General features: G+C 67.5%; 19 protein-coding genes and 1 pseudogene. 12 read left to right on the top strand and 8 right to left on the bottom strand.

Going from position 1 to position 23,299, the window contains the following annotated elements:
* Positions 1-27: 27 nt before the first annotated feature.
* From CFE35_RS03660 to CFE35_RS03645, 4 genes are all read right to left on the bottom strand, one after another.
* On the bottom strand, positions 28-984 hold the full coding sequence (locus CFE35_RS03660) for a hypothetical protein (protein WP_292928064.1): 957 nt from the start codon (positions 982-984) through the stop codon (positions 28-30).
* 91 nt (positions 985-1,075) lie between these two features.
* A complete protein-coding gene (locus tag CFE35_RS03655; protein ID WP_292928847.1) occupies positions 1,076-1,774 on the bottom strand; it encodes a sulfite exporter TauE/SafE family protein in 699 nt (232 codons plus the stop codon).
* A 44-nt stretch (positions 1,775-1,818) separates the two neighbouring features.
* Complete coding sequence (gene thrS / locus CFE35_RS03650; RefSeq protein WP_292928062.1) at positions 1,819-3,813, bottom strand: threonine--tRNA ligase; 1,995 nt, start codon at positions 3,811-3,813, stop codon at positions 1,819-1,821.
* A gap of 62 nt (positions 3,814-3,875) precedes the next feature.
* Complete coding sequence (locus tag CFE35_RS03645) at positions 3,876-5,165, bottom strand: glycosyltransferase family 39 protein (protein WP_292928060.1); 1,290 nt, start codon at positions 5,163-5,165, stop codon at positions 3,876-3,878.
* An 80-nt stretch (positions 5,166-5,245) separates the two neighbouring features.
* Between CFE35_RS03645 and CFE35_RS03640 the strand changes: the two genes are divergently transcribed.
* The 5 genes from CFE35_RS03640 to CFE35_RS03620 all read left to right on the top strand — a co-directional run bounded on the left by CFE35_RS03640 (position 5,246) and on the right by CFE35_RS03620 (position 14,262).
* The gene (locus tag CFE35_RS03640) at positions 5,246-5,995 is read left to right on the top strand and encodes an alpha/beta hydrolase (protein ID WP_292928058.1); all 750 of its coding nucleotides are present in this window, start codon (positions 5,246-5,248) and stop codon (positions 5,993-5,995) included.
* A 10-nt stretch (positions 5,996-6,005) separates the two neighbouring features.
* Complete coding sequence (locus tag CFE35_RS03635) at positions 6,006-7,034, top strand: tetratricopeptide repeat protein (protein WP_292928056.1); 1,029 nt, start codon at positions 6,006-6,008, stop codon at positions 7,032-7,034.
* Positions 7,031-8,044, top strand: a complete 1,014-nt coding sequence (locus CFE35_RS03630) for an LLM class flavin-dependent oxidoreductase (RefSeq protein WP_292928054.1) — start codon at positions 7,031-7,033, stop codon at positions 8,042-8,044. The genes CFE35_RS03635 and CFE35_RS03630 overlap by 4 nt, the downstream gene beginning before the upstream one ends.
* Positions 8,045-8,211: 167 nt before the next feature.
* Positions 8,212-12,930, top strand: a complete 4,719-nt coding sequence (locus tag CFE35_RS03625; RefSeq protein WP_292928052.1) for an NAD-glutamate dehydrogenase domain-containing protein — start codon at positions 8,212-8,214, stop codon at positions 12,928-12,930.
* Between the two features lie 90 nt (positions 12,931-13,020).
* Positions 13,021-14,262, top strand: a complete 1,242-nt coding sequence (locus CFE35_RS03620) for an FAD-dependent oxidoreductase (RefSeq protein WP_292928050.1) — start codon at positions 13,021-13,023, stop codon at positions 14,260-14,262.
* On the opposite strand, the gene queG is transcribed toward CFE35_RS03620, so the two are convergent.
* Positions 14,243-15,322: a tRNA epoxyqueuosine(34) reductase QueG gene (queG, locus tag CFE35_RS03615; protein WP_292928049.1), complete on the bottom strand. Its 1,080-nt coding sequence runs from the start codon at positions 15,320-15,322 to the stop codon at positions 14,243-14,245. The genes CFE35_RS03620 and queG overlap by 20 nt on opposite strands.
* 46 nt (positions 15,323-15,368) lie before the next feature.
* On the opposite strand from queG, the gene CFE35_RS03610 reads away from it, so the two are divergent.
* From CFE35_RS03610 to CFE35_RS03585, 6 genes and pseudogenes are all read left to right on the top strand, one after another.
* Entirely contained in the window at positions 15,369-16,391 is a 1,023-nt protein-coding gene (locus CFE35_RS03610) for an ATP-binding cassette domain-containing protein (RefSeq protein ID WP_292928048.1), read from the top strand.
* Complete coding sequence (locus CFE35_RS03605) at positions 16,391-17,623, top strand: ABC transporter permease (protein WP_292928047.1); 1,233 nt, start codon at positions 16,391-16,393, stop codon at positions 17,621-17,623. Before CFE35_RS03610 ends, CFE35_RS03605 begins: the two co-directional genes overlap by 1 nt.
* A gap of 107 nt (positions 17,624-17,730) precedes the next feature.
* The gene (locus CFE35_RS03600; RefSeq protein ID WP_292928045.1) at positions 17,731-19,065 is read left to right on the top strand and encodes a cytochrome P450; all 1,335 of its coding nucleotides are present in this window, start codon (positions 17,731-17,733) and stop codon (positions 19,063-19,065) included.
* A gap of 163 nt (positions 19,066-19,228) precedes the next feature.
* On the top strand, positions 19,229-19,744 hold the full coding sequence (gene msrB / locus CFE35_RS03595; RefSeq protein ID WP_292928043.1) for a peptide-methionine (R)-S-oxide reductase MsrB: 516 nt from the start codon (positions 19,229-19,231) through the stop codon (positions 19,742-19,744).
* 53 nt (positions 19,745-19,797) lie between these two features.
* On the top strand, positions 19,798-20,019 hold the full coding sequence (locus CFE35_RS03590) for a hypothetical protein (RefSeq protein WP_292928041.1): 222 nt from the start codon (positions 19,798-19,800) through the stop codon (positions 20,017-20,019).
* A gap of 18 nt (positions 20,020-20,037) precedes the next feature.
* Positions 20,038-20,775 (top strand): annotated as a pseudogene (locus tag CFE35_RS03585) (esterase-like activity of phytase family protein); the annotation flags it as partial.
* A 51-nt stretch (positions 20,776-20,826) separates the two neighbouring features.
* On the opposite strand, the gene rpmB reads toward CFE35_RS03585, so the two are convergent.
* The gene (gene rpmB / locus CFE35_RS03580) at positions 20,827-21,111 is read right to left on the bottom strand and encodes a 50S ribosomal protein L28 (RefSeq protein WP_292928039.1); all 285 of its coding nucleotides are present in this window, start codon (positions 21,109-21,111) and stop codon (positions 20,827-20,829) included.
* A 125-nt stretch (positions 21,112-21,236) separates the two neighbouring features.
* On the opposite strand from rpmB, the gene CFE35_RS03575 reads away from it, so the two are divergent.
* Positions 21,237-21,692: a nucleoside deaminase gene (locus tag CFE35_RS03575; protein ID WP_292928037.1), complete on the top strand. Its 456-nt coding sequence runs from the start codon at positions 21,237-21,239 to the stop codon at positions 21,690-21,692.
* Here CFE35_RS03575 and CFE35_RS03570 read toward each other — a convergent pair.
* Both CFE35_RS03570 and nadC read right to left on the bottom strand, forming a co-directional pair.
* Complete coding sequence (locus tag CFE35_RS03570) at positions 21,689-22,399, bottom strand: ribonuclease T2 (RefSeq protein WP_292928035.1); 711 nt, start codon at positions 22,397-22,399, stop codon at positions 21,689-21,691. The two genes, CFE35_RS03575 and CFE35_RS03570, sit on opposite strands and share 4 nt — an antisense overlap.
* Positions 22,396-23,259 carry a carboxylating nicotinate-nucleotide diphosphorylase gene (nadC, locus tag CFE35_RS03565; protein ID WP_292928033.1) on the bottom strand — a complete coding sequence of 288 codons (864 nt, stop codon included), beginning with the start codon at positions 23,257-23,259 and terminating at the stop codon, positions 22,396-22,398. The genes CFE35_RS03570 and nadC overlap by 4 nt, the downstream gene beginning before the upstream one ends.
* Positions 23,260-23,299 lie beyond the last annotated feature (40 nt).

The raw sequence follows: 23,299 nt of genomic DNA, 5'->3' as shown, positions 1-23,299 counted from the left end.
ATACCTAACGCGGAGTAAAGGACGAAATCATCCTTCGGCGAGGAACGCGATCAGCGCCTCTTCCAGCGGGTCGGTGCGGCCATCGGCCTCGATGCGGCCATCGAGCCAGGCTTTCTCTGGCGAGGTGAGCGCAGCATCGCTGTCTGCTTCCCCGGCATAGTCGCGCTCAGCTGGCTGGCCGCCGCCGAACACATCCCGTGCGGCGCGGGCCAGATCGCTGCCGCCCACCTGGCTCATGCGGCCGAAGAAGCTGCCAAGCCCGTGGGAGTGCTCGTTCATGAAGCTTTCGAGATGAGCGGCGCGGTCGCGGCTGAGGGGGCGGCCACCGGTCCAGCCTTGCAGATAATTGCCCACGCCCTGCACGAACAGGCGCTGCCATTCGGCGGCATTGGGCGCGCCAAGGCTCGCGTCCTTGAGGCGGAAGAGCATCTCCGCTTCGCGCTGGCTCACCGCAGAGGGGCGATCCCCGCCGCTGGCGAAGATCACGCGGCGCAGCAGCTTGCATTCGGCCTCGGTGATCGAACCGGCGCTGAGCGTACCGCCCCCAAGTATACCGGCATCGCGCGTCGGGCCTTCGCCCGTCAGCACGGCGCGCTCGATCTGGGCGAGGGCATAGTCCTTGAGCCGGTCCGGCGTGCCGAGTGCCTTTTCGAGCACGCGGACGAGAAGTTCGAGTTCTGCCTGCGAATCCAGCCGCCCGTCGCGGTCGAGCCGAGCGATCAGCCAGTCGGCGGTCTCATCCGCAACATATCCGCGCGGCTCCGTGCCATTGAGGACATATTCGCCGACCGCTTCGACGAGGAAATCGATCCATTCGGGGCTTTTCGTGCTGACCACATCGTTGATCGCGAGGATGGCTTCGGCCTCGGGCTGATCGATCCGTCCGTCGGGCCAGGCTGCGCGGCGCATGGCCAGCACTTCTTCGGCCGTAATGACGCCGTCAGCAGCCGCCTGCCGCGCGAGTTCGGGGAAGTTGATCGTCATCGGCTGTCCGTCCGCTGGTCCTGTGGCGGACACCTATGGACCGGAGAGGGTTTATTTGGCGTTACCTATGGCGGACCAGCCCGCAGGCCATTCAGCCGAGCAGCCGGACCACTGCCATGAGCCCCGAAAGCGCCAGCAGGAACCCGACAAAGCCGCGCCACAGTGCATCGCTCACTTTGCCGAAGGCTAGGCTGCCGAAATGATTGCCGATGAGCACGGGCACGAACAGGATCAACGCAAACACTGCATCGCGCCACGAAGCGAGCCGCAGCGCGAGCGCCGCTGCGGTGCTGGCAGTGGACGTCAGCAGGAACACCGTGAGCATCGAGGCGCGCGCCACCTCGCGCGGGATCGGGCGGCGCAAGTAATAGGGGACGACGGGCGGGCCCGGCATTCCGGCGAACCCGGTCAGCAGGCCTGCCGCCGCGCCGGTCAGCCCGGTTTCAATCTTGCCGGGGGCGTGGCCGGGTTTGGCTGGGAGCAGCACCAGCAGGAACGCACCGATGGCAACCAGCGCGATCAGCACGCGCGCGGCGGCAGGCGGCGTTGCGAACAGGGCGAGGAGGCCCAGCGGGGTCATCAGCATGGCGAGGCCGCCGATCACCCCGGCGCTTTTCTCGCCTGCGTGCCACACCTTGCGCGCGCCGACGAGGCCGATGAACAGCCCCAGCATGTTGGACACCACCACCGCCTCGCCCGGCGGGATGACCAGCCCGATCAGCGGCACGAGCAGGATCGCCATGCCGAAACCCGCCATGCCGCGCACGAAAGCCGCGATGAACGCCGCCAGCGCGCACAGCGCCAGAGACAGCGTTGGCAGATCGAGAAGCTCGATCAGGCGCGAAGATCCGGCGGGGTCGCTTCAGCCTTCAGCATCGCGATGGCTTCGGCCAGCGGCACGACCTTCTGGTGCCGTTCACCCAGCGTGCGGATCGCTACAGTGCCTTCCTCCGCCTCGCGCTTACCGACGACCAGCAGGTAGGGGACCTTCTGCAAGGAGTGTTCGCGCACCTTGTAGTTGATCTTCTCGTTGCGCGTGTCGGTCTCGGTGCGGATGCCGGCGGCGCGCAGCGCGGCGGTCGCCTCGTGTGCATAGTCGTCAGCATCGGAGACGATGGTCGCGACCACCGCCTGCACCGGGGCGAGCCATGCGGGCAGGCGGCCCGCGAAATGCTCGATCAGGATGCCGATGAAGCGTTCATACGAACCGAAGATCGCGCGGTGCAGCATGACCGGGCGGTGCTTCTCGCCATCCTCGCCGACATAGGCGGCATCGAGGCGGTCCGGCAGCACGCGGTCCGACTGGATCGTGCCGACCTGCCAGGTGCGGCCGATGGCGTCTGTCAGGTGCCATTCGAGCTTGGGCGCATAGAACGCGCCTTCGCCGGGGAGTTCCTCCCAGCCATATTCCGCCGTGGCGAGACCCGATTCGACCACGGCGTTGCGCAGTTCGGTTTCGGCCATGTCCCACATCTCTTCGGTGCCGAAGCGCTTTTCGGGGCGCAGCGCGAGCTTGATCGAATAGGTGAAGCCGAAGTCCTTGTAGATCCGGTCCGCCAGTTCGCAGAAGGCGCGCACTTCGGACACGATCTGGTCCTCGCGGCAGAAGATATGCGCGTCGTCCTGCGTGAACTGGCGCACGCGCATCAGCCCGTGGAGCGCGCCGTGGGGCTCGTTGCGGTGGCAGCAGCCGTTTTCATAGAGGCGCAGCGGCAGCTCGCGATAGGACTTGAGGCCCTGCCGGAAGATCAGCACGTGCGCCGGGCAGTTCATCGGCTTCAAGGCCATCCAGTCGGCCTCGCCGCTGATGACCGGGCCTTCGTCCTCGGTGTTCGGCACTTCGTCGGGGATGACGAACATGTTCTCGCGGTACTTGCCCCAGTGGCCGGACTGCTCCCACTGGCGCGCGTCCATCACCTGCGGGGTCTTGACCTCGCGGTAGCCCGCACCATCGATGGCGCGGCGCATATAGGCCTCCAGTTCGCGCCAGATGCGGTAGCCCTTGGGGTGCCAGAACACGCTGCCGTGGGCTTCCTGCTGGAGGTGGAACAAGTCCATCTCCGCGCCCAGCTTGCGGTGATCGCGCTTGGCGGCTTCTTCGAGCCGCGTGAGGTGCGCGTCCAATTGCTTCTTGTTAAGCCAGCCGGTGCCGTAGACGCGGCTGAGCATCGCGTTGGCCTGATCGCCGCGCCAGTAGGCACCCGAAACGCGCGTGAGCTTGAAGGCGGCGGGATCGAGCTTGCCAGTGGAGGCCAAGTGCGGGCCGCGGCACATGTCGAGCCAGTCGCTGCCCGACCAGTAGACCGTCAGTTCCTCGTTCTCCGGGAGCTCGGCAGCCCATTCGGCCTTGAAGGTCTCGCCCTCGGCCTGCCAGCGCGCGATTAGATCGGCGCGGCTCCACACTTCGCGGCGGAGCGGCTTGTCCGCCGCGATGATCTTGCGCATCGCTTCCTCGATGGCGGGGAGATCATCCTCGGTGAAGGCGCGGTCCTTCGGGGCGAAGTCGTAGTAGAAGCCGTCGTCCGTGCTCGGGCCGAAGGTGATCTGCGTGCCGGGGAACAGGCTCTGCACCGCTTCGGCCAGCACGTGGGCAAAATCGTGGCGCACCAGTTCGAGCGCATCGGCTTCATCGCGCGCGGTGACGAGCGCGAGCGCGGCATCGCCTTCGAAGGGGCGGGTGATGTCGAACAGCTCACCGTTCACGCGCGCGCCGATGGCGGCCTTGGCCAGGCCCGGGCCGATCGCGGCGGCAATGTCTGCCGGAGTGGTGCCGGGCGCTACTTCGCGGCTCGAACCATCGGGCAGGGTGATCTTGAACATTTCGGACATGGACGCTCTCGCTGATATTCAGCGGCGCTTTGGCAGAATCCGCCGCTTGGCGGAAGGGGCAGTTATGCCTTCCGGGCCATGCGGCGGCTCAGCCATTCGGCCAGCACCCACCCGGCTGCCATGCAAACGAACGGCATGACCGGGTAGTGGAACCGCGATTGGCCCGAAAAGACCATCGCGATGGCGCTGGGATAGAGCGCGATGCCGTAGGGCAGCAGCCACCAGTCGATGACGCGCGCGCCTTCTGCGCGGCGCTGACGCACCATCAGCACGGCGGCGAGCGCGAACAGGCCGAGCAGCGCGAAGTACCAAAGCTGGTTCACCGCGCGCAGCAGAGTGAAGGCCCATGGCGCGGCCTGCCATGCCGGAGAGCCGGTCTCATAGGCCCACTGCCCTTCGCCGTCCGGCCCCCAGAGGCGGAAGAGCTTCATCGGCATCAGCTTCGCGAACTGCGCCGGGTGCGCCTTGATCCATTCCTTGCCGAGGCGGCTGGCTTCGGCATCGTATTCCATCTCGGTGAGGCCGGTGCGCGCATCGAGCGCCTTCACCACCGCGTCGTCCGGCGTGAACCCACCGCGCGCGCTGTCGTTGTTGCCCGTCAGCAGCGTGATCCCGCCATTGGTCGAAACCGGAATCCAAGCGCCCATCACCTCGTGGTTGCGGATCGTCCACGGCGCGACGACCAGCGCGGCGACTGCGATGATGAACGCCCCGCGCGCGATCACGCCGGGGGTGCGGCGGATGATCTGGCCATCGCGCAGCAGGCCGATCAGGCAGATCAGCGGAATGACCACCAGCGTCTGCGCCTTGACCAGCGTGGCGAGGCCGAACACCAGCCCTGCAAAGACTAGCCGCAGCGCCCCCTTGCGCGCGATCAGCAGCCAGCAACCCGCCAGCAGCAGGGTGGTGTAGAACACCTCCGTCAGCGCCAGCGGCACATAGAGGATCGAATTGGGGTAGACCGCCAGCAACAGCAGCGCGAGGCGGCCCGCCAGTTCGGAGCCAAACAGGCGGCGCGCCAGGTCGTAGGTCAGCCACCCCGCCAGCACGGCGCTCGCCAGATTGAGCAGGCCGACGGTGAGCGTCGAGGTGCCCAGCACGCGGAAGGCCACGCTCATCGCCATCGGCCAGCCCGGCGGCCAATAGGCGGTGGGCGCGCCGTTGATGCTCACATAACCGAGGCCAGCGGCCAGATCGGCCGCGCGCTTGTAGTACCAGTCCGCATCCGAAGTCGGCGTCACATCGAGCAGGATCGCCGCCCCGCGCAGGGCCGCGAACAGCGCAAACAGCGCGATGAGGGCGCTCCGGCTGGCGGTGAACCAGCCTTGCGCGGCAGACAGACGGTCGTTCATGGCCGCCGGTTTAGCAGCGGGGCGTAAAGATAGCGTTTGTGAGCATTTGACCGTTGCGCCCGCGCTGGCAAAAGGGTTGCATGATCCAGCACTTCACGCTGCCTTCGGGCGAACGCATGGCCTATCGCTACCTTGAGGGCGCAGGCCCCGTCACCGTGTTCCTGCCCGGCTACATGTCGGACATGAGCGGGGGCAAGGCGCAGGCGGTGTTCGCCCATGCGCAGACCAGCGGGCGGGCGTGCCTGTTGCTCGATTATACCGGGCTGGGTGAGAGCGAGGGCGTGTTTGCCGAAAAGAGCCTTCCGCAGTGGTGCGATGAAGTGATCGCGCTGCTGGACGGGCTTGGCATCGCGCGCGTGATCCTGTGCGGATCGAGCATGGGCGGCTGGCTGATGCTGCTGCTGGCCGAGGCGCTGGGGCCGCGGGCCGCGGCGCTCGTCGGCCTCGCGCCTGCACCGGATTTCACCGACTGGGGCTATGACGACGCCCAGAAAGCGCAAATGGCGCGCGGGGAAACGCTACTGCAGCCCAACCCCTATGGCCCCGAGGCGACGCCGACTTATGCGAAGTTCTGGGCGGCTGGGCAGGACAGCTTGTTGCTGGCGCGCGGCCCAAAGTCCGTCATCGCCTTCGAAGGGCCGGTGCGGCTGATCCACGGGCAGGCCGATGGCGATGTGCCGTGGGAGATTTCGCTGAAGCTGGCCGCCGCGCTGCGTTCAGCCGATGTGCAGGTGACGCTCATCAAGGACGGGGACCACCGGCTGTCCCGCCCCGCGGACATCGCCGTGCTGCTCGCCGCGCTGGACGCGCTGGCTGGCGCGCGGCAGTAAGGATTTCGTGATGCTGCTGACCCTCGCTCTCGCTTTTGCCATGCCCGATGCCATTGCGGCTGGTCCTGCGACGAGCGGACGCGAGGTGTGGCACCAGATCGGCCCCAATCCGCGCCCGATGGAGCCATCGCCGCTGCCGATCCCGCGCCGCAAGCGCGCGACCGAAGTGCCGCCGCCGCTGCCAGGCGCGGCGCAGCCTGCCACGCAAAGCGCCAATCCTGCCCCTGCCTCTGCCCCGGCGCGCCCGGCGACCTCGCGCTATTCTCGCTGTCTGGCCGCCGCGCGGGAGAACCCGGCCGCTGCGATCACGGCGGCGCGGACCTGGTTGGCGCAAACACCGGTCGCTCCCGCCAATCCGGAACGCGGCGCGGCGGCGCAGTGCCTTGGGCAGTTGCTGGTGGATTCGGGTGACTATGCCGGCGCGGAAACCGCCTTTGCGACAAGCGCCGAGCAAGTGCCCGCAACCGATATCGCCGCGCGCGCCGCGCTTCAGGCCATGGCCGGCAATGCCGCGCTTGCTGGCGGGAAGACCGATGCCGCGCTGGCGTGGTTCGAGAAGGCCCTCGCCGATCCGCCGTCCAAGGCACCGAGCGCGGAGGAGAACGCCAGTCGCGGCGCGGTGCAGATCGATCGTGCCCGCGCGCTGGTGGCGCAGAACCGCCTGCCCGAGGCGAGCGGCGCGCTGGAGGAAGCGCACCGGCTTGCGCCCAATGATCCCGAAGGTTGGCTGCTCTCTGCCACGCTGGCCCGGCGCGACAAGAACTTCGAACGGGCCCAGCGCGATATCGAAGTGGCCGCCAGCCTTGCCGCGCACGGCGATCCGCTGGCCGGGCAGATCGGGCTTGAAGCCGGGGTGATCGCCATGCTCGATGGGCGCGAGGATGCGGCGCGCAAATCGTGGAACTCGGTCGTGGCGCTGGCGGCGGACAGCCCGGAAGCCTTGACCGCGAAGGGTTATCTTGAACAGATCGGGCCAGCCCCCAGATCGGCTGCACCTGCCGTACTCCCTGCTGCCGCACCACCGGAGACACCGCGATGAGCCTCTCTGATCTCAAGCTGTCGGTCCTCGATCTCGTCCCCGTGCGCGAAGGCGGCACGGTGAGCGAGGCGATGGCCGACGCCGCCGCGCTGGCTCGCACGGCGGAAGAGCTGGGCTACAATCGCTTATGGGTGGCCGAACATCACGGCATGGAAGGCATCGCCGGCGCGGCGGTTTCGGTGGTGCTCGCGCATCTCGGCAATGCCACGTCGCGCATCCGGCTGGGTGCGGGCGGGATCATGCTGCCCAACCACAACCCGCTGGTGATTGCCGAACAGTTCGGCGCGCTCGATGCGCTGTTTCCGGGGCGGATCGACTTGGGGCTGGGCCGCGCGCCGGGGGCCGACCAGCGCATCCTGCGCGCGCTGCACAAGGATATCCATGCCGCAGCGGAGAGCTTTCCCAACGACGTGGTCGAGATCCAGCTGCACTTCGCTGGCGATCCGCGCCTGCCGCTGCAGGCGACGCCCGGTCTCGGCGCCAATCCGGAAATGTGGATCCTCGGCTCCAGCCTGTTTGGCGCGCAGCTCGCGGCGATGCTCGGTCTGCCTTATGCCTTCGCCTCGCACTTCGCGCCCGATCACCTCGATGCGGCGCTGACTCTCTATCGCGAGCGGTTCCAGCCTTCGGAGCGGCTGGACAAGCCGTATGTCATGGCGGCGATCAATGTGATTGCGGCGGATACGGATGAGGAAGCGGTGCTGCTCGCCTCCTCGATGGACCAGTCGTTCGTGCGGCTGCGCACCGGATCGCCGGGCAAGCTGCCGCCGCCCGTGCCCGGCTACCGCGAGAGCCTGCATCCCTCCTCGCTCGCCATGCTCGATCACATGCGGCAGGTGAGCGCCATCGGCTCGGTCAAAACCGTAAGGGAGCGTTTGGCCGCTTTCCGCGCGCGCACCGGGGCGGACGAGCTTATCGTTTCGGGCTCCACCTTCGATCCAGCGCTGCGCCATCGCAGTCTGGCGCTGACGATGGAGGCCCTGAAGGCGGAGATGCCCATCGCGGCCTGATACCCAATCTCACTTAATTCCTAAGGCTTCTCCCGCTTGCCTCTGCGCTGATGCCGGAGTAGGCTCCGCATGATTAGTTCATGGGTGTGACATATTATTGCGCACCCGAGATGACAAGAAGGCGCGCCGCCGATCAGGTCTGACAGCGCCGGGATGCAGGAGCGACCATGGCTACCAAGACCGCCGACGCAGGCGTGGACGCAATACTGGCGCAAGCCCTGGCTGCGCGTTTTGCCGGAGCCCTGCTCCCCACCGAGGCAGCGGATTTCGATCCGGGCCGCATTGCCGAAGCGGCGCATTTCACCCTGAGCGCGGCCGCGCAGCGCAAGGGGGCCGAACCGGCCATCGCGATCGAGAGCATCAGCGGGCCATCGGGCGCGGCGGGCGGTTCGCGCTATCTGCGCATCGCGGTGATCAATGATGACATGCCGTTCCTCGTCGATTCGATTGCCGGGGCGATCTCGGCGCAAGGGCTGGCGATTGATCGGCTGGTCCATCCGGTGGTCGCGGTGCGGCGCGATCCCGAAGGCAACCTGATCGGCCTGCCCGAAGGCGATGCCGTGGGTGAGCGCCGCGAATCGATTGTCTATCTCGAAACCGAGCGCGTTGATGCACGGGAGCGCCGCGCGCTGCTTGCTGCGCTGCGCGCCACGCTGGCCGACGTGCATGCCGCCGTCGCCGATTGGCCGCGGATGCAGGCGGCGATGCAGGAAGATGCGCGCACCCTGCCCGATCAGGAAGGCGCGGCGCTGCTGCGCTGGCTGGCGGACGGGATGCTGACGCAGCTCGGCCATGTGGTGCGCCGCCGCGATGGGACGCTGGGCGAGGCGCTGGGCATCTGCCGCGCCAGCGATGAACCGCTGTTGGCGAAGTCCAGCTACGATCAGGCGTTCAAGTGGTTCGACCGGCTGGGTGAACGCGGCGCAGATGCCCCGCGCAGCCCGCTGATCGTCAAGGCCAACCGCATCGCGCGGGTTCACCGCCGCGTGCCGCTCGATCTGTTCATTGTGCCGGTGATGGAAGGCGGCAAAGTCACCGCGCTTTCAGTTCACGCCGGGGTATGGACCAGCGCCGCGCTGGCCGCCGCGCCTGATCGCATTCCGCGCATGCGCAGCCAGCTTGATACGCTGATGGACAAGTTCGGCTTCGCGCCCAACGGCCATGCCGGCAAGGCGCTGGCGCACGCGCTCACTGCGCTGCCGCATGATCTCCTGATCAGCTTCGACGATGCCGATCTCGAACGCGTGGCAACCACGATGATGACGCTGATCGATCGGCCGCGGCCCCGGCTGGCCCTGGTCGCCGCGCCGCTCGCCCGCCACTTGTTTGCCTTCGTGTGGCTGCCGCGCGATGTGCATTCGGCAGAGTTGCGTCACCGCGTGCAGGCCCTGCTCGAAGCGGCGACCGATGCGCCGATCCTCGATTGGAGCCTCTCGGTCGAGGGCAGCACGCTGGCGGTAATGCGCTTTGTCATCGACATCCGCGATGGCGCGCCCGTTCCTGACGAAGCACCGCTCGATGCGGCCTTGCAGGCGATGGTGCGCGGCTGGGGCGCGGCGGTGGAAGCCGAACTGGCCAAGGGCGAAGACCCGGCGCGCGCCGCCGCGATTGCCGCGCGCTATGCCGATGCGTTCCCGATTGGCTATCGCAGTGCCTATGGCCCGGCGGAAGCGGCGGGCGATATCCGCGTGCTGCGCGCGCTCACCCTCGTAGGCGCTCCCCGCCGCGCGGCGCGGCTCCACCGCCTGCCGGGCGAGGAAGGCCTGCGCCTCAAGCTCTACCAGCGCGAGGGCGCTATCGTGCTGTCTGATGCGGTGCCGGTGCTGGAAAACTTCGGCTTCCGCGTGCTGGAAGAAGTGCCGACCGCGCTCGACAAGGGGCGGCTCGGCTTCATCCATGATTTCCTCGTGGCGCTGCCCGAAGGGATCGATGCCGAGGCGCTGCTGGCGCGGGCCGAGGCCATCGAGGAATCGCTGGCCGCCGTGCTCAATGGCGGAGCGGAAGACGACCTGTTCAACCGCCTGATCGTCACCGCCGGGCTCACCGCGCGCGGCGCGAACTGGATGCGGGCATGGTATCGCTATCTGCGGCAGGCGGGGATGACCTTCTCGATCGCCACGGCGGTTGAAGCCCTGCGCAGCGCGCCTGTGGTGACACGCGGGCTGATCGGCTTGTTCCTCGCGCGCCACGATCCCGCCTTTGCGGAAGACCGCGCCGCGGCCGAAGCCCGCTTTGCCGAGCAGATCCGCACCGGCCTCGCGGGCGTTGCCGCGATCAACGATGATCGCCTGCTGCGCCAGTTCCGCGCGCTGGCCGAGGCGATCCTGCGCACCAATGCCTTCGCGCCCGCCGCTGCCGAGGCGCTGGCCTTCAAGATCGATTCGGCGCTGGTTCCGGGCCTGCCCAAGCCCGTGCCGTGGCGCGAAATCTTCGTCTACAGTCCGCGTGTGGAGGGCATCCACTTGCGCGCTGGCCCCGTCGCGCGCGGCGGCCTGCGCTGGTCAGACCGGCGCGACGATTTCCGCATCGAAGTGCTTGGCCTGATGAAGGCGCAGCGCGTGAAGAACGCGGTGATCGTGCCAACGGGCGCGAAGGGCGGCTTCTATCCCAAGCAGCTGCCCGATCCGGTCCGCGCGCGCGATGCCTGGCAGGCGGAGGGCCGCGCGAGCTACGAAGTGTTCATCCGCACGCTGCTTTCGGTGACGGACAATATCGTTGGCGGCGCGGTGGTCCATCCAGCGGGCGTGGTGATCCGCGACGGCGAGGACCCCTATTTCGTCGTCGCCGCAGACAAGGGCACCGCGACGTTCTCCGACATCGCCAATGCCATCGCCGAGGCCAAGGGCTTCTGGCTCGATGATGCGTTCGCCAGCGGCGGCTCCAAGGGCTATGACCACAAGGCCATGGGCATCACCGCGCGCGGCGCGTGGCTTTCGGTGCAGCGCCATTTCCGCGAACTGGGCGTCGACGTGCAGACCCAGCCGATCACGGTGGCGGGCTGCGGCGACATGTCGGGCGACGTGTTCGGCAACGGGATGCTGCTCTCGAAGGCGCTCAAGGTGGTGGCGGCGTTCGATCACCGCCATATCTTCCTCGATCCCGCGCCAGATCCGGCGGCGAGCTGGGCCGAACGCGCGCGCCTGTTCGCGCTGCCGCGTTCGAGCTGGGACGACTATGACAAGGCGCTGATTTCTTGCGGCGGCGGCGTGTTCGCCCGGTCGATGAAGCAGATCCCGCTCACGGACGAGATTCGCGCGCTGCTCCGCATCGAGGACGCTGAACTCGATCCCGAATTGCTGATTACCGCGATCCTCAAGGCGCCGGTCGATCTGCTCTGGTTCGGCGGCATCGGCACGTATGTGAAGGCCTCGAGCGAAAACAACGTCGCGGTGGGTGATCCCGCCAACGATGCCCTGCGCGTGAACGGTGCGGAAATCCGCGCCCGCGTGATCGGCGAGGGCGCGAACCTTGGCACCACGCAGGCCGGGCGCATCGAATATTCGCTGGCGGGCGCAAACGGGCGCGGCGGGCGTATCAACACCGACTTCATCGACAATTCGGCGGGCGTCGATTGTTCGGACAATGAGGTCAATATCAAGATCGCGCTCGCCTCGGCCAAGCGCGCAGGGCGTCTCGACGAGGAAGGCCGCGTCGCGCTGCTGACCGCGATGACCGATGACGTCGCCCAGCTCGTATTGGAGGACAACCGCCTGCAGGCTCTCGCGCTCTCCATCGCCGAACGCGGCGGGGCAGGGGCGGCTCCGGCCTATGCGCGGCTGGTCGATGTGCTCGAAGAGAACGGCGACCTTGACCGCAAGACGGAAGGGCTTGCCTCCAGCGAGGACATGCTGCGCCGCGCTGCTGGCGGGCACGGCTTCACCCGGCCCGAACTGGCCGTACTGCTGTCCAGCTCCAAGCTGGTGCTGCAGCGCGCGCTGGAAGAAAGCGCGGTGGTCGATGATCCGGTGCTGGAAGCCGATCTCTTCGCCGCCTTCCCGCCACAGATGCAGGAAACCTTTGCCGAGGACATCCGCAGCCACCGCCTCCGCCGCGAACTGATCGCGACCAAGCTGGCCAACCGGATCGTCAACGATCTCGGGCCGGTGCATCCCTTCGAACTGGTTGAAGAGGAAGGCGTCAGCCTTGCGCAAGTGGCCTCGGCCTTCGTCGTGGCGGCGCGGCTGCTCGATCTCAAAGGGATCTGGGCGCTGCTCGATGGACCGGACGGCGATGCGATGCCCGAACAAGTGCGGCTCTCGCTCTATGGGCGCGTGGCCGCCGTGCTGCGGGGCCATATCGCCGATGTGCTGCGCGCCGGGCATGGCAGTACCGAACCGGGCAAGCTCATCGCGCAGCTCGCCCCCGGCGTCTCCCAACTGGCGGCTGCCACTGGCGAACTGCTGCAGGGCGAGGCCAAAGTGCAGGCGCGGCGCATGCTGGCGGAGCTGACCGACGCCGGTGTGCCAGAGCACGTGGCGCAGCGTATTGCGCATCTCGTCGATATGGACGGGGCCATTGGCCTCGCGCATCTCGCCGCCACGCGCGCGATCGATCCGGCCTTGCTGACGGCTGCGTTCTCCGCCCTCGGCTCGGCGCTGGGGCTCGATTGGGCGCAGCAGGTGGCCAGCCGGATGAGCCCGTCCGATCCGTGGGAGCGGCTGCTCGTCGCGGGCCTGGCGCGCGATTTCCAGCAGATGCGCCTCGATTTCCTCGCCCGCGCTGCCGGGCAGGATCCCGCTGTGGCGGTGGCGCAGTGGTTGGAAGCGCAGACCGCCCCGGTCCGCAATTTCCGCGCGCTGACGGGCCGTGCGCAAGGGGCGGGCGGGGTTGCCCCTGCGATGCTCGCGCAGCTCGCCAGCCAGGCGCGGACGCTGCTGGCGCGGTAAACGGCTGGGCCGCGCCGGACATTATCATCGGCGCCAGTTGACGCAGCCGCCGTTTTCGCCAAATCCGCGCTCACGAAAAGGAGTGCGGGCATGAGCGAAACGGATCTGGCGGCGGATGTGGTGATTGTCGGTGCGGGCCACGGCGGCGCGCAGGCGGGAATCGCGCTGCGGCAGAACGGGTTTGCCGGGACGATCATGGTGGTGGGGCGCGAGCCGGAGCTGCCTTACGAGCGCCCGCCGCTCTCCAAGGAATACCTCGCGCGCGACAAGACGTTCGACCGCATCATGATCCGCCCCGAAGCGTTCTGGGCGGACAAGGCGGTGACGATGCTGCTCGGCACCGAAGTGACCGCGCTCGATGCCGCCGCGCATGTCGCGACACTGAGCGATGGGCGCAGCCTCAAGTATGGCCACATGATCTGGGCGGCGGGCGGTGACCCGCGCAAGCTGACCTGCGAGGGAGCCGATCTGGCGGGCGTCCACGCGGTGCGCACGCGCGCGGATGTGGACCGGCTGATGGGCGAGCTCGATGCCGGGGCCAGCCGCGCCGTGGTGATCGGCGGCGGCTATATCGGGCTTGAAGCGGCGGCGGTGCTGACCAAGCTCGATTGCCATGTCACCTTGCTCGAAGCGCTGCCGCGCGTGCTGGCCCGCGTGGCGGGTGAAGCGCTGTCCGCGTTCTATGAGGCAGACCACCGCGCGCACGGCGTCGATCTGCGCACCGGCGTCGCGGTTGATTGCCTGGTGGGTGAAGGCGGCAAAGTCACCGGCGTGAAACTGGTTGATGGCACCGTTCTGCCCGCTGATCTCGTCATCGTCGGCATCGGCATCATCCCTTGCGTCGAGCCGCTGCGCGCGGCGGGCGCGGAAGGGGCCAATGGCGTGAACGTCGACGCGCAGTGCCGCACCTCGCTGCCCGATGTCTATGCCATCGGCGACCTCGCCGCCCATGCCAACGCCTTTGCCGATGGCGCGGTGATCCGGCTGGAATCGGTGCAGAACGCCAATGACATGGCGACCGTAGCGGCCAAAACGATCTGCGGCGTGGAAGCGGCTTACCACGCGGTGCCGTGGTTCTGGTCGAACCAGTATGACCTCAAGCTCCAGCCCGTCGGCCTTTCGACCGGGCACGATACGGTGGTCACGCGCGGCGATCCGGCCACGCGCAGCTTTTCGGCGATCTACCTCAAGGCCGGCAAGGTGATCGCGCTCGATTGCGTCAACATGGTCAAAGACTATGTTCAGGGCCGCAAGCTGGTGGAAGCGGGGGCGGTGATCGCGCCCGAGAAGCTGGCGGACGCGAGCACGCCGCTCAAGGAACTGGCCCAGTAACATTTAGGGCCTCGGCCAGCCGGTCCAAGGCCCAGCTGGCGGCTTCCGCCACGGCAGGGTCTGGATCGGCCAGCAGGCGCTGCACCGGGCGCATCAGCGCGGCCTCGCCGCTGTTGCCCGCAGCGTAGAGGCAATTGCGCACGAACCGGTCACGCCCGATGCGCTTGATCGGGGAGCCGGCGAAGAGCGCACGGAAGGCCGCGTCATCCAGCGCGAGCAATTCGGCAAGGCGCGGTGCGGCGAGTTCGGCGCGCGGCAGGAAGGCCTTGTTGGTTGCCGCCGTGCTCGCAAAGCTGTTCCACGGGCAGACCGCCAGACAATCGTCGCAGCCATAGATGCGGTTGCCCAGCGCCCGGCGGAACTCCGCAGGGATCGGCCCCTTGTGCTCGATGGTGAGGTAGGAAATGCAGCGCCGTGCATCGAGCCGGTAGGGCGCGGTGAAGGCGTCCGTCGGGCAGGCCGTCTGGCAGGCGGTGCATGTGCCGCAGCGGTCTGCATGGGGCGCATCGGGCGGCAGATCGAGCGTGGTGTAGATCGCGCCGAGGAACAGCCATGAACCGTGGCTGCGGCTGACGAGATTGGTGTGCTTGCCCTGCCAGCCGATCCCCGCCGCTTCGCCCAGCGGTTTCTCCATCACCGGTGCGGTGTCGACGAAGACCTTGACCTCGCTGCCGGGCACTTCCGCCACGATCCACCGCGCCACCGCCTTCAGCGCGCGCTTCACCACGTCGTGATAGTCCGCGCCTTGCGCATAGACCGAGATGCGCGCGCGGTCCTTTGCGGCGGCCAATGCCAGCGGATCGGCGGCAGGGGCATAGCTCATCCCCAGCGCGATCACGCTGCGCGCGGCGGGCCACAGCGATTGCGGGCCGCGCCGGTGATCGAGGCGGGTTTCCATCCACTCCATCGAGCCGTGGTTGCCGTCTGCCAGCCACTCTTCCAGCCGCGCCGCGCGCACCGGATCATCGGCGGCGGGCGCGATCCCGCAGGCCGCGAAGCCGAGCCGCGCGGCCTCCTGCCTAATGCGCCCGGCGAGGCTGGTTTCCGCGCCGTTAACCATACTTGCTGCGCCCCTCGTTCATTGCTTACGGTTAACGGCATACGCCATGAAGATCGAACCCTTTGCCTCCTTTACCGGGACGCCCGTGCTGGACAACGCACCTTCTGTTGAACTCGCAATTGAGGCTCGCGGCCTCGTCAAACGTTTCGACGGCTTCACGGCAGTCGACGGCGTGGACATTTCGGTGCCGCGCGGCGCGATCTACGGCATCCTTGGCCCCAATGGCGCGGGCAAGACGACCACGCTGCGTATGCTGCTGGGCATTATCGACCCCGATTCGGGCTATCGCCGCGTGCTGGGGCATGAACGCCCGACCGAAGTGGCTCGCCGCATCGGCTATCTGCCCGAAGAGCGCGGGCTTTACCCGGCGATGAAGGCGACCGAGGCCATCGCGTTCCTCGCTGCGCTGCGCGGGGTGCCGCTGAAGGATGGCCGCCGCAAGGGCCGTGAACTGCTCGAACAGCACGGCCTCGGCTATGCGGCTGACCGGCAGATCCGCCAGCTTTCAAAAGGCATGGCGCAGCAGGTGCAGCTGCTCGGCACGCTCGTGCACGAACCCGATCTGGTGGTGTTCGACGAGCCGTTCTCGGGCCTCGACGCGCTCAACCAGGGCAAGCTGGAGCGGATGATCCGCAGCCTCGCGGAGCGCGGCACCACGGTGATCTTCTCCACCCACGTGATCGCCCATGCCGAGCGGCTGTGCGACCAGATCGCCATCATCGCCGGGGGCAAGGTGCCGTTTGCCGGTCCGGTGGACACTGCGCGGGATCGCCTGCGCCCGCAAGTCCGCCTCGAAACGCGCGCCGCAGACGGAGCGTGGCGGGCCGCGCTGCCTGCTGAAGCGCGCCGCGAAGGCCGCTTCTGGCACTTCACCCTGCCCGAAAGCGGGACCGAGCCGCTGCTGCGTGCGCTGATCGAAGGCGATGCCGGGATCCTCAGCCTCTCCATCGAGCGCCCCGGCCTGCACGATGCGTTCGTCTCCATCGCTGGCGAAGCTGCGGCTCGCGCATTGGAGGAATCGGCGCAGGAAGAAGCCGAACGCGCCACTGAAAAGAAGGGTCGCCGCTGATGCTCCGCAACCATCTCGCCGCCGCCTGGGTGATCGCCCGCCGCGATTTCTGCGCGGTGATCTTTTCCAAGACCTTCATCTTCTTTCTGATCGGTCCGCTGTTTCCGGTGTTCATCGGGGCGATGGCTGGGGCCATCGGCGCGCAAGTCTCACGCGATCTCGATACGCCGGTGATCGGCCTTGCCATGCCCGCGCACCAAGGCGATTCGCTGGTCGCCGCGCGCAATGGTCTTGCGCCGAGAATGGCGGGCTTCGTGCCCGAATACACCGTGCTGGCGCGGCTGGAGCCGGGCGAGACGTTCGATGCGCGCACGGTGCTGGCGAGCAAGGGCGTGAAAGGCGCGCCGCAGTTGGCCGCCGTGGTGACCGGCACGCTGGACAAGCCCGTGCTGACGGCGACGACCGAACGCGTCGATCAGTGGCGCGGACAGATTGCGCTGATCGCGGCAGAAGCCGGGTCTGCGGGTCCGCGCACATATCCCGAAGTGACGGCCGACAAGATCGCGATGACGGCGGCCAAGCAGCATGTCGATCTGGCGGTGACGGCGCAGGCGGGGCAAGTGCTGCTGTTCCTCCTCACGATGCTGCTGGCGGGTATGGTCCTGTCCAATCTCGTCGAGGAAAAGGCCAACAAGATCATCGAAGTGCTCGCCGCGTCGATCCCGATGGACGCGCTGTTCCTTGGCAAGCTGTTTGCCATGCTCGCGGTCAGCCTTGTCGGCATTGCGGTCTGGGGCTCGGTCTATGGTGCGCTGATGCTCGGCGGCATGAAGTCCATCCCGCTGCTGGCGACGCCTGCTGTCGGCTGGCCGATGTTCTGCCTGCTCGGCTTCCTCTATTTTGCGATGGCCTATCTGCTGCTGGGTTCGCTGTTCCTCTCGATCGGCGGCATGGCGACCACGGTGCGCGAGGTGCAGACGCTTTCGATGCCGGTCACGATGATGCAGCTCATGGTGTTCTTCTTCGCCAGCTACGCCCTCGCCCGCCCTGGCACGTGGATCGAGACGGCGAGTCAGGTCTTCCCGGTCAGTTCGCCTTTCGCGATGCTCGCGCAGGCGGCGCAATCGCCGGTGCTGTGGCCGCATCTGCTGGCGCTGGTGTGGCAGGCGGTGTGGGTCGGCGTGATCATCCGCGTGGGGGCGCAATTGTTCCGCCGCACGGTGATGAAGTCGGGCCCGGCGCGCGGGCGGCGCGGCTGGCTGCGGCGTCCGGCTGCTGTCACCGCACGATAAGCGTTGCGTGCAGCCGCTAGCTTATTGACAGGAGTGTAGGTTGCAAGGATAGTATCCTCCGTTTGAAGAGCGGCCGATCACGAGCCGCCCGCATCGGAAGGATTGCCATGGCCACGCAGCTCGCGCCCGAAGCCCCGTTCACCTACCGCTCCTCGCCCACCGCGATCGAGGCCTACGAGGAATGGCTCGCCGCCAATCCGCAAGCCGCGCCGGTCCACACCCAGCCGTGGGACGTGAGTGCATCCTCGATCTATGTCGAGGACCGATGGGGCCCGATCTTTGCCGAGATGCGCGCCAAGGCACCGATCAACAAGGTGACCGGCACGCCTTATGGCGATTACTGGAACGTCACCACGCACAAGGCGATCCAGCACGTCGAATCGCTGCCCGAGCTCTATTCCTCCGGCTGGCAGCACGGCGGCATCACCATCGGCGATCCGCCCGCCGGGATGGACCCGGCCACGCTGGCCGCGCGCCAGATGCCGATGTTCATCGCGATGGACCGGCCCGAGCACACCGGCCAGCGCCGCACCGTCGCGCCCGCCTTCACCCCCGCCGAAATCGCGCGGATGGAAGCGGAAATCCGTGCACGTACCGGCGAAGTGCTCGATAGCCTGCCGTGGGGCGAAAAGTTTGATTGGGTGGACAAGGTCTCGATCGAGCTGACCACCGGGATGCTCGCGATCCTGTTCGGATTTCCGTGGAAGGACCGCCGCCTCCTGACCTTCTGGTCCGATTGGGCAGGCGATGTGGAACTGACCCTCGCGCCGGAACTGTCCGACCAGCGCTTTGAAATCCTTTCGGAAATGGCGCGCTATTTCCAGGGCCTGTGGATGGAGCGCATGGGCCAGGCGCCGACGCCCGATCTCATCTCGATGATGATCCATTCACCCGCGATGGCGACGATGAGCCCGCTGGAATTCATGGGCAATCTCGTGCTGCTGATCGTGGGCGGCAACGATACCACGCGCAACACGATGTCGGGCATCGTCCACGCGCTTGATCAGTTCCCCGATCAGCGCGCGCTGCTTGAAGCCGATACGTCGCTGATCCCGAATGCGGTGCAGGAATGCCTGCGCTTCGTGACCCCGCTGGCGCACATGCGCCGCACCTGCACGGCAGACAACGAGCTGTTCGGGCAGCAGATCAAGGCGGGTGACAAGGTAGTCATGTGGTACCTTTCGGCCAATCGCGATGAGACTGTATTCGAAAACCCCGACAAGCTGATCGTGACTCGCGAAAACGCCCGCCGCCACCTCGCGTTCGGCTACGGCGTCCACCGCTGTGTCGGTGCGCGGCTGGCCGAACTGCAACTGCGCGTGCTGCTCGAAGAAATGCACGAGCGCCGGATGCGCGTGCGCGTGGCGGGCGATGTGAAGCGCGTGCGCGCCAACTTCGTCCATGGCTTCCGCAAGATGGAAGTGGTGCTGGAGAAACGCTGAACGGAACCTATCCGATTCGGTCAGATTCGGTTCAGGTAGACAGGGTTAGGAAGCAGGGGTCCCGCCGGTGGGTTACCCCGCCCCCCTCCCCGGCCCATCTGGCGGGACTATCCCCTCACCAATGGCAACTTGAACCAGCGTGGCAGGCAGGGGATGACAGGGCATGATCCTTTCTGATGAACCGGACGCCATGAACCCCTCGCGCCGCAATTTCCTCGCCTTCCTCACCGCCACGGCGGCCATGACGGCGGCGGCCTGCGGATCGCCCGCCGCCGCAACGCGCAAGGGCACCTTCCCGCTGCGCCACACCGAAGCGGAATGGCGCAAGCTGCTGACCCCGGCGCAATACTATATCCTGCGCGAGGAAGGGACCGAGCGTCCGTTCACCTCGGCGCTGCTCAAGGAACACCGCAAGGGCACGTTCACCTGTGCGGCGGACGGCACCGCCGTGTTCGCCTCTTCCACCAAGTTCGACAGCGGTACCGGCTGGCCCAGCTTCTGGGCACCCATCAAGGGCGGCGTCGGCACGTCGAGCGATACCTCGTTCGGAATGACGCGCACCGAAGTCCACTGCATCCGCTGCGGCGGACACCTTGGCCACGTGTTCGATGATGGCCCGCCGCCCGCGGGCAAGCGTTATTGCATCAATGGTGATGCGCTGAAGTTCGTGCCCGCCTGACAGGGCCCGCGCGCACTGGTCAGGCCCGGCCCGCTGTGGCAGGCCGCTCGGCCATGCGCGCGCTCAAACTGGCCCTGCTGATCCTCGCGCTCGTGCCGACAGTGTGGCTGCGCGGGATAGCGCCGGTAAGGGCGCAGGGCGGGGCGATCCAGCTTGTCGATCTGATGCCCGCGCTGGGCCGGAGCCAGCCCGATACCGGCGCCCTCCAGCTTCTCGGTGCGTGGCAGATTCGTGGGCTAGATCGCAACCTCTCCACCCTGTCCAGTCTGGCGTAGACGCGGGGCGGCTTTGTCGCCGTGGGCGACCGGGGCGGGGTGCTGTGGTTTGCGCGGCCTGATCTGCCCGGCCCGTGGCATGCCCGGCTGACGCGCCTCGTCCACCTGAACTGGCGCAAATACCGCTATGCCACGGATGCCGAGGCGATGGCGGTCGATCCGCCGACCGGCGACCTGATCGTGGCCTACGAAGAAGCACCGATGCTGGAACGCTACAGCCCCGACCTGACGCGGCGGAGCCGGATAGCGATCCCGGCGCTGGCCGAATGGCCAGAGAATCAGGGGCCGGAGGCGATGACGCGGCTGGCCGATGGGCGGACGATGATTGTGGGCGAGACTTATGCCCACTGGCTGGACCGCGCGCGCCATCCGGGGCTGCTGTTCCCCGGCGTGCCCCGGTCTGGTGAGAGCCCCGCCCGCTTCGAACTGGTCATGCCCGCAGGCTACCGGCCAAGCGAACTGGCGCAGATGCCCGATGGGCGCGTGCTCGTGCTGGGGCGGCATTTCACCCTCGCCGGGTTCCGCTCGGTCATCGCGGTCTTCGCAGCCGAAGAGGTGCGGCCCGGTGCGGTGATCACGCCAAGGGTGATCGCACGAATCGCCGATCCGCGCCTTCGCGACAATTATGAGGGGATGACCGTGACGCGCGAGGCCGATGGCAGCCAGATGGTCTGGCTCCTTTCGGACAGCAACGAGATGATCTGGGCGCAGCGAACGCTTCTGCTCAAGCTGCGAATCGGGCCGGAAGTCCGTTAGACCCCGGCCCGTTCAGCACTCACTGGCGGCAAACACCGCCAGTCAGATCAATCAGGCAGCAACAGCCTTGGACAGCTCGCGCTTCACCTTGAGGGCGCGCGGGCTGAGCTTGGCGTCCGACTGCTTGAGAAGCCAGTTGTCGAGGCCGCCGTTGTGCTCGACCGAGCGCAGGCCGTGCGTCGAAACGCGGAACTTGAAGCTGCGGTCCAGCTTTTCCGACATCAGCGTGACGTTCTGCAGGTTGGGCAGGAACAGACGCTTGGTCTTGTTGTTGGCGTGGCTCACATTGTGGCCGACCTGGCGGCCCTTACCGGTCAGTTCGCAGATACGCGACATGGCTGAAAACTCGCTAGAATGGGTTCGATCATGGATCGGGAAGGGCGCGCTCTTGCCGATCCGGAATGCAAAGTCAAGGATTCGCACGTTGCGCGCGCCGCCCAATGCGCGCTAGCCCGCATGGCATGACCCGCTGGCCCCTTCCCGAACCCATGCGCGCCGCGCTCGATGCCGCCGCGCAGGCCGCCGCTGCGGGCGAAGTGCCCATCGGCGCGGTGATCGTCAAGGACGGCCAGATCATCGCCGCCGCGCACAATACCCCGCGTGAGGACCATGATCCCACCGCCCATGCCGAAGTCCTCGCGATTCGCGCCGCCGCAGCGATGCTGGGGCAGGAGCGGCTGACCGGCTGCGATCTGTGGGTGACGCTGGAGCCTTGTGCGATGTGCGCGGGCGCCATCGTCCATGCGCGGCTGGCGCGGGTTTATTATGCCGCCAGCGATCCCAAGGGCGGCGCGGTGGAGCACGGCGCAAAAGTGTTCGATGCGCCGGGCTGCCTGCACCGGCCGGAGGTCTATTCCGGCATTGGCGAGAGTGAGGCGGCAGAGATGCTCAGGAATTTTTTCCGCGAACGCCGTTAACTGCCGCGCCAGATCTTCAGCGGAGCGCTGTCTTCGGCTCCCCGGTCGGCGCAAGGCGCGGGCATGAAGCCCTTGTCATAGCAGACGTGGAGTTCCTGCAACCAGCCGCGCTGATTCGCCTTCACGCGGATGGCGCTTACGGGGAGGAACGGCGTCGCCTTGCGCAATGCCGCGCGCAAGTCTCCCGCAGTCAGGCCGGGGCGGCGCGAGAGGCCAATCATGTCGGGAAAGCGCAGCGAACCCACCAGCGCGGCGCTGGCCCTGAGATAGCCTTCAGGCGTACGCGCCATGCAGGCGCCGTGCTTGGCCCATTCGTGCGTGATGAGATCGGGCGAGGGCATCAGGCACAAGTTGCGGCGCACCGTTTCGGCGGGCACCGGGCGCGCCGCGCACCATTGTGGCCATTGGCCGGGGCTCGATTCAGGCCAGAGGCCGTGGAGTATGAAGCCGAACCGCCCCAGTTCACCCCCGCACTGGAACGCCGCGCGCGGATCACGACCGCGCGTGCGGCAGTATTCGGGCGACCAGCTCAGCGCGAGCGTATAGCCCGCGATGGGCAGCGCCCGGCGCGGACCATCGGGCGCGGGCAGCGCCGGGGCCGTGACCTGCGGCGGCAAGCGGCAGGAAGGTACTTCGGCCTGTGCCGGGAAGGTAGCTGCGAGCGGCAGTAGCCCCAGCGCGGCAGAAAGCGCCCGTGCCCACTTCACAGCGGCGTGAAATCCAGCCCGATATCGGCGGCAGGCGCGCTCTGCGTGAGGCGGCCGACCGAGACGTAGTCCACGCCCGAGGCGGCAATGGCGCCGATGGTATCGAGGCGCACACCGCCCGAAGCCTCACAGTGGACACGCCCCGCCACGAGCGCGATGGCCTGCCGCAGCAAGTCCGGCCCCATGTTGTCGAGCAGGAGGCGGGTAGCACCTGCTTCCAGCGCGGGTTCGATCTGGTCGAGGTGGTCAACCTCGCAGATCACCTCGCGCACGCCGGCTGCCAGCGCGCGGCGCACAGCCTCGCCCACGCCGCCTGCCACGAGCACGTGGTTGTCCTTGATCATCGCCGCGTCCCACAGGCCCATGCGGTGATTGTGCCCGCCGCCGGTGCGCACCGCGTACTTTTCCAGATGGCGCAGGCCGGGGATCGTCTTGCGCGTATCGAGCAGGCGCGCCTTGGTCTCGCCCATCGCATCGACATATTGGCGCGTGAGCGTGGCGACGCCCGAGAGGTGCTGCACGGTGTTGAGGGCGCTGCGCTCCGCCGTCAGCATCGCGCGCGCCGAGCCGGTGAGCCGCATCAGCGCCGAGCCGGGCTCCACGCGCGCGCCTTCATCCACCAGCACTTCGATTTCCATCGCCGGATCGAGCGCGCGGAAGAACGCTGCGGCAATGGGCAGGCCGCAGACGGTGATCGCATCGCGGCTGTCCATCACCCCGGCAAAGCGCGCATCCGCCGGGATCACGCTCTCGCACGTCACGTCATGCCCGCCGCCGGGGAGGCCCTGCCCAAGGTCCTCGGCCAAGGTGGCGGCCACGAAAGCTTCCAGATCGAAGCCGGGAATGGAAAAATCCGTCATGCAGCGGGACTAGCTAGGCCCGATCCCGCTGTCGAGCATC

Source organism: Novosphingobium sp. PASSN1 (assembly GCF_002278815.1).
This window is presented reverse-complemented; position numbering and strand designations above follow the sequence as displayed.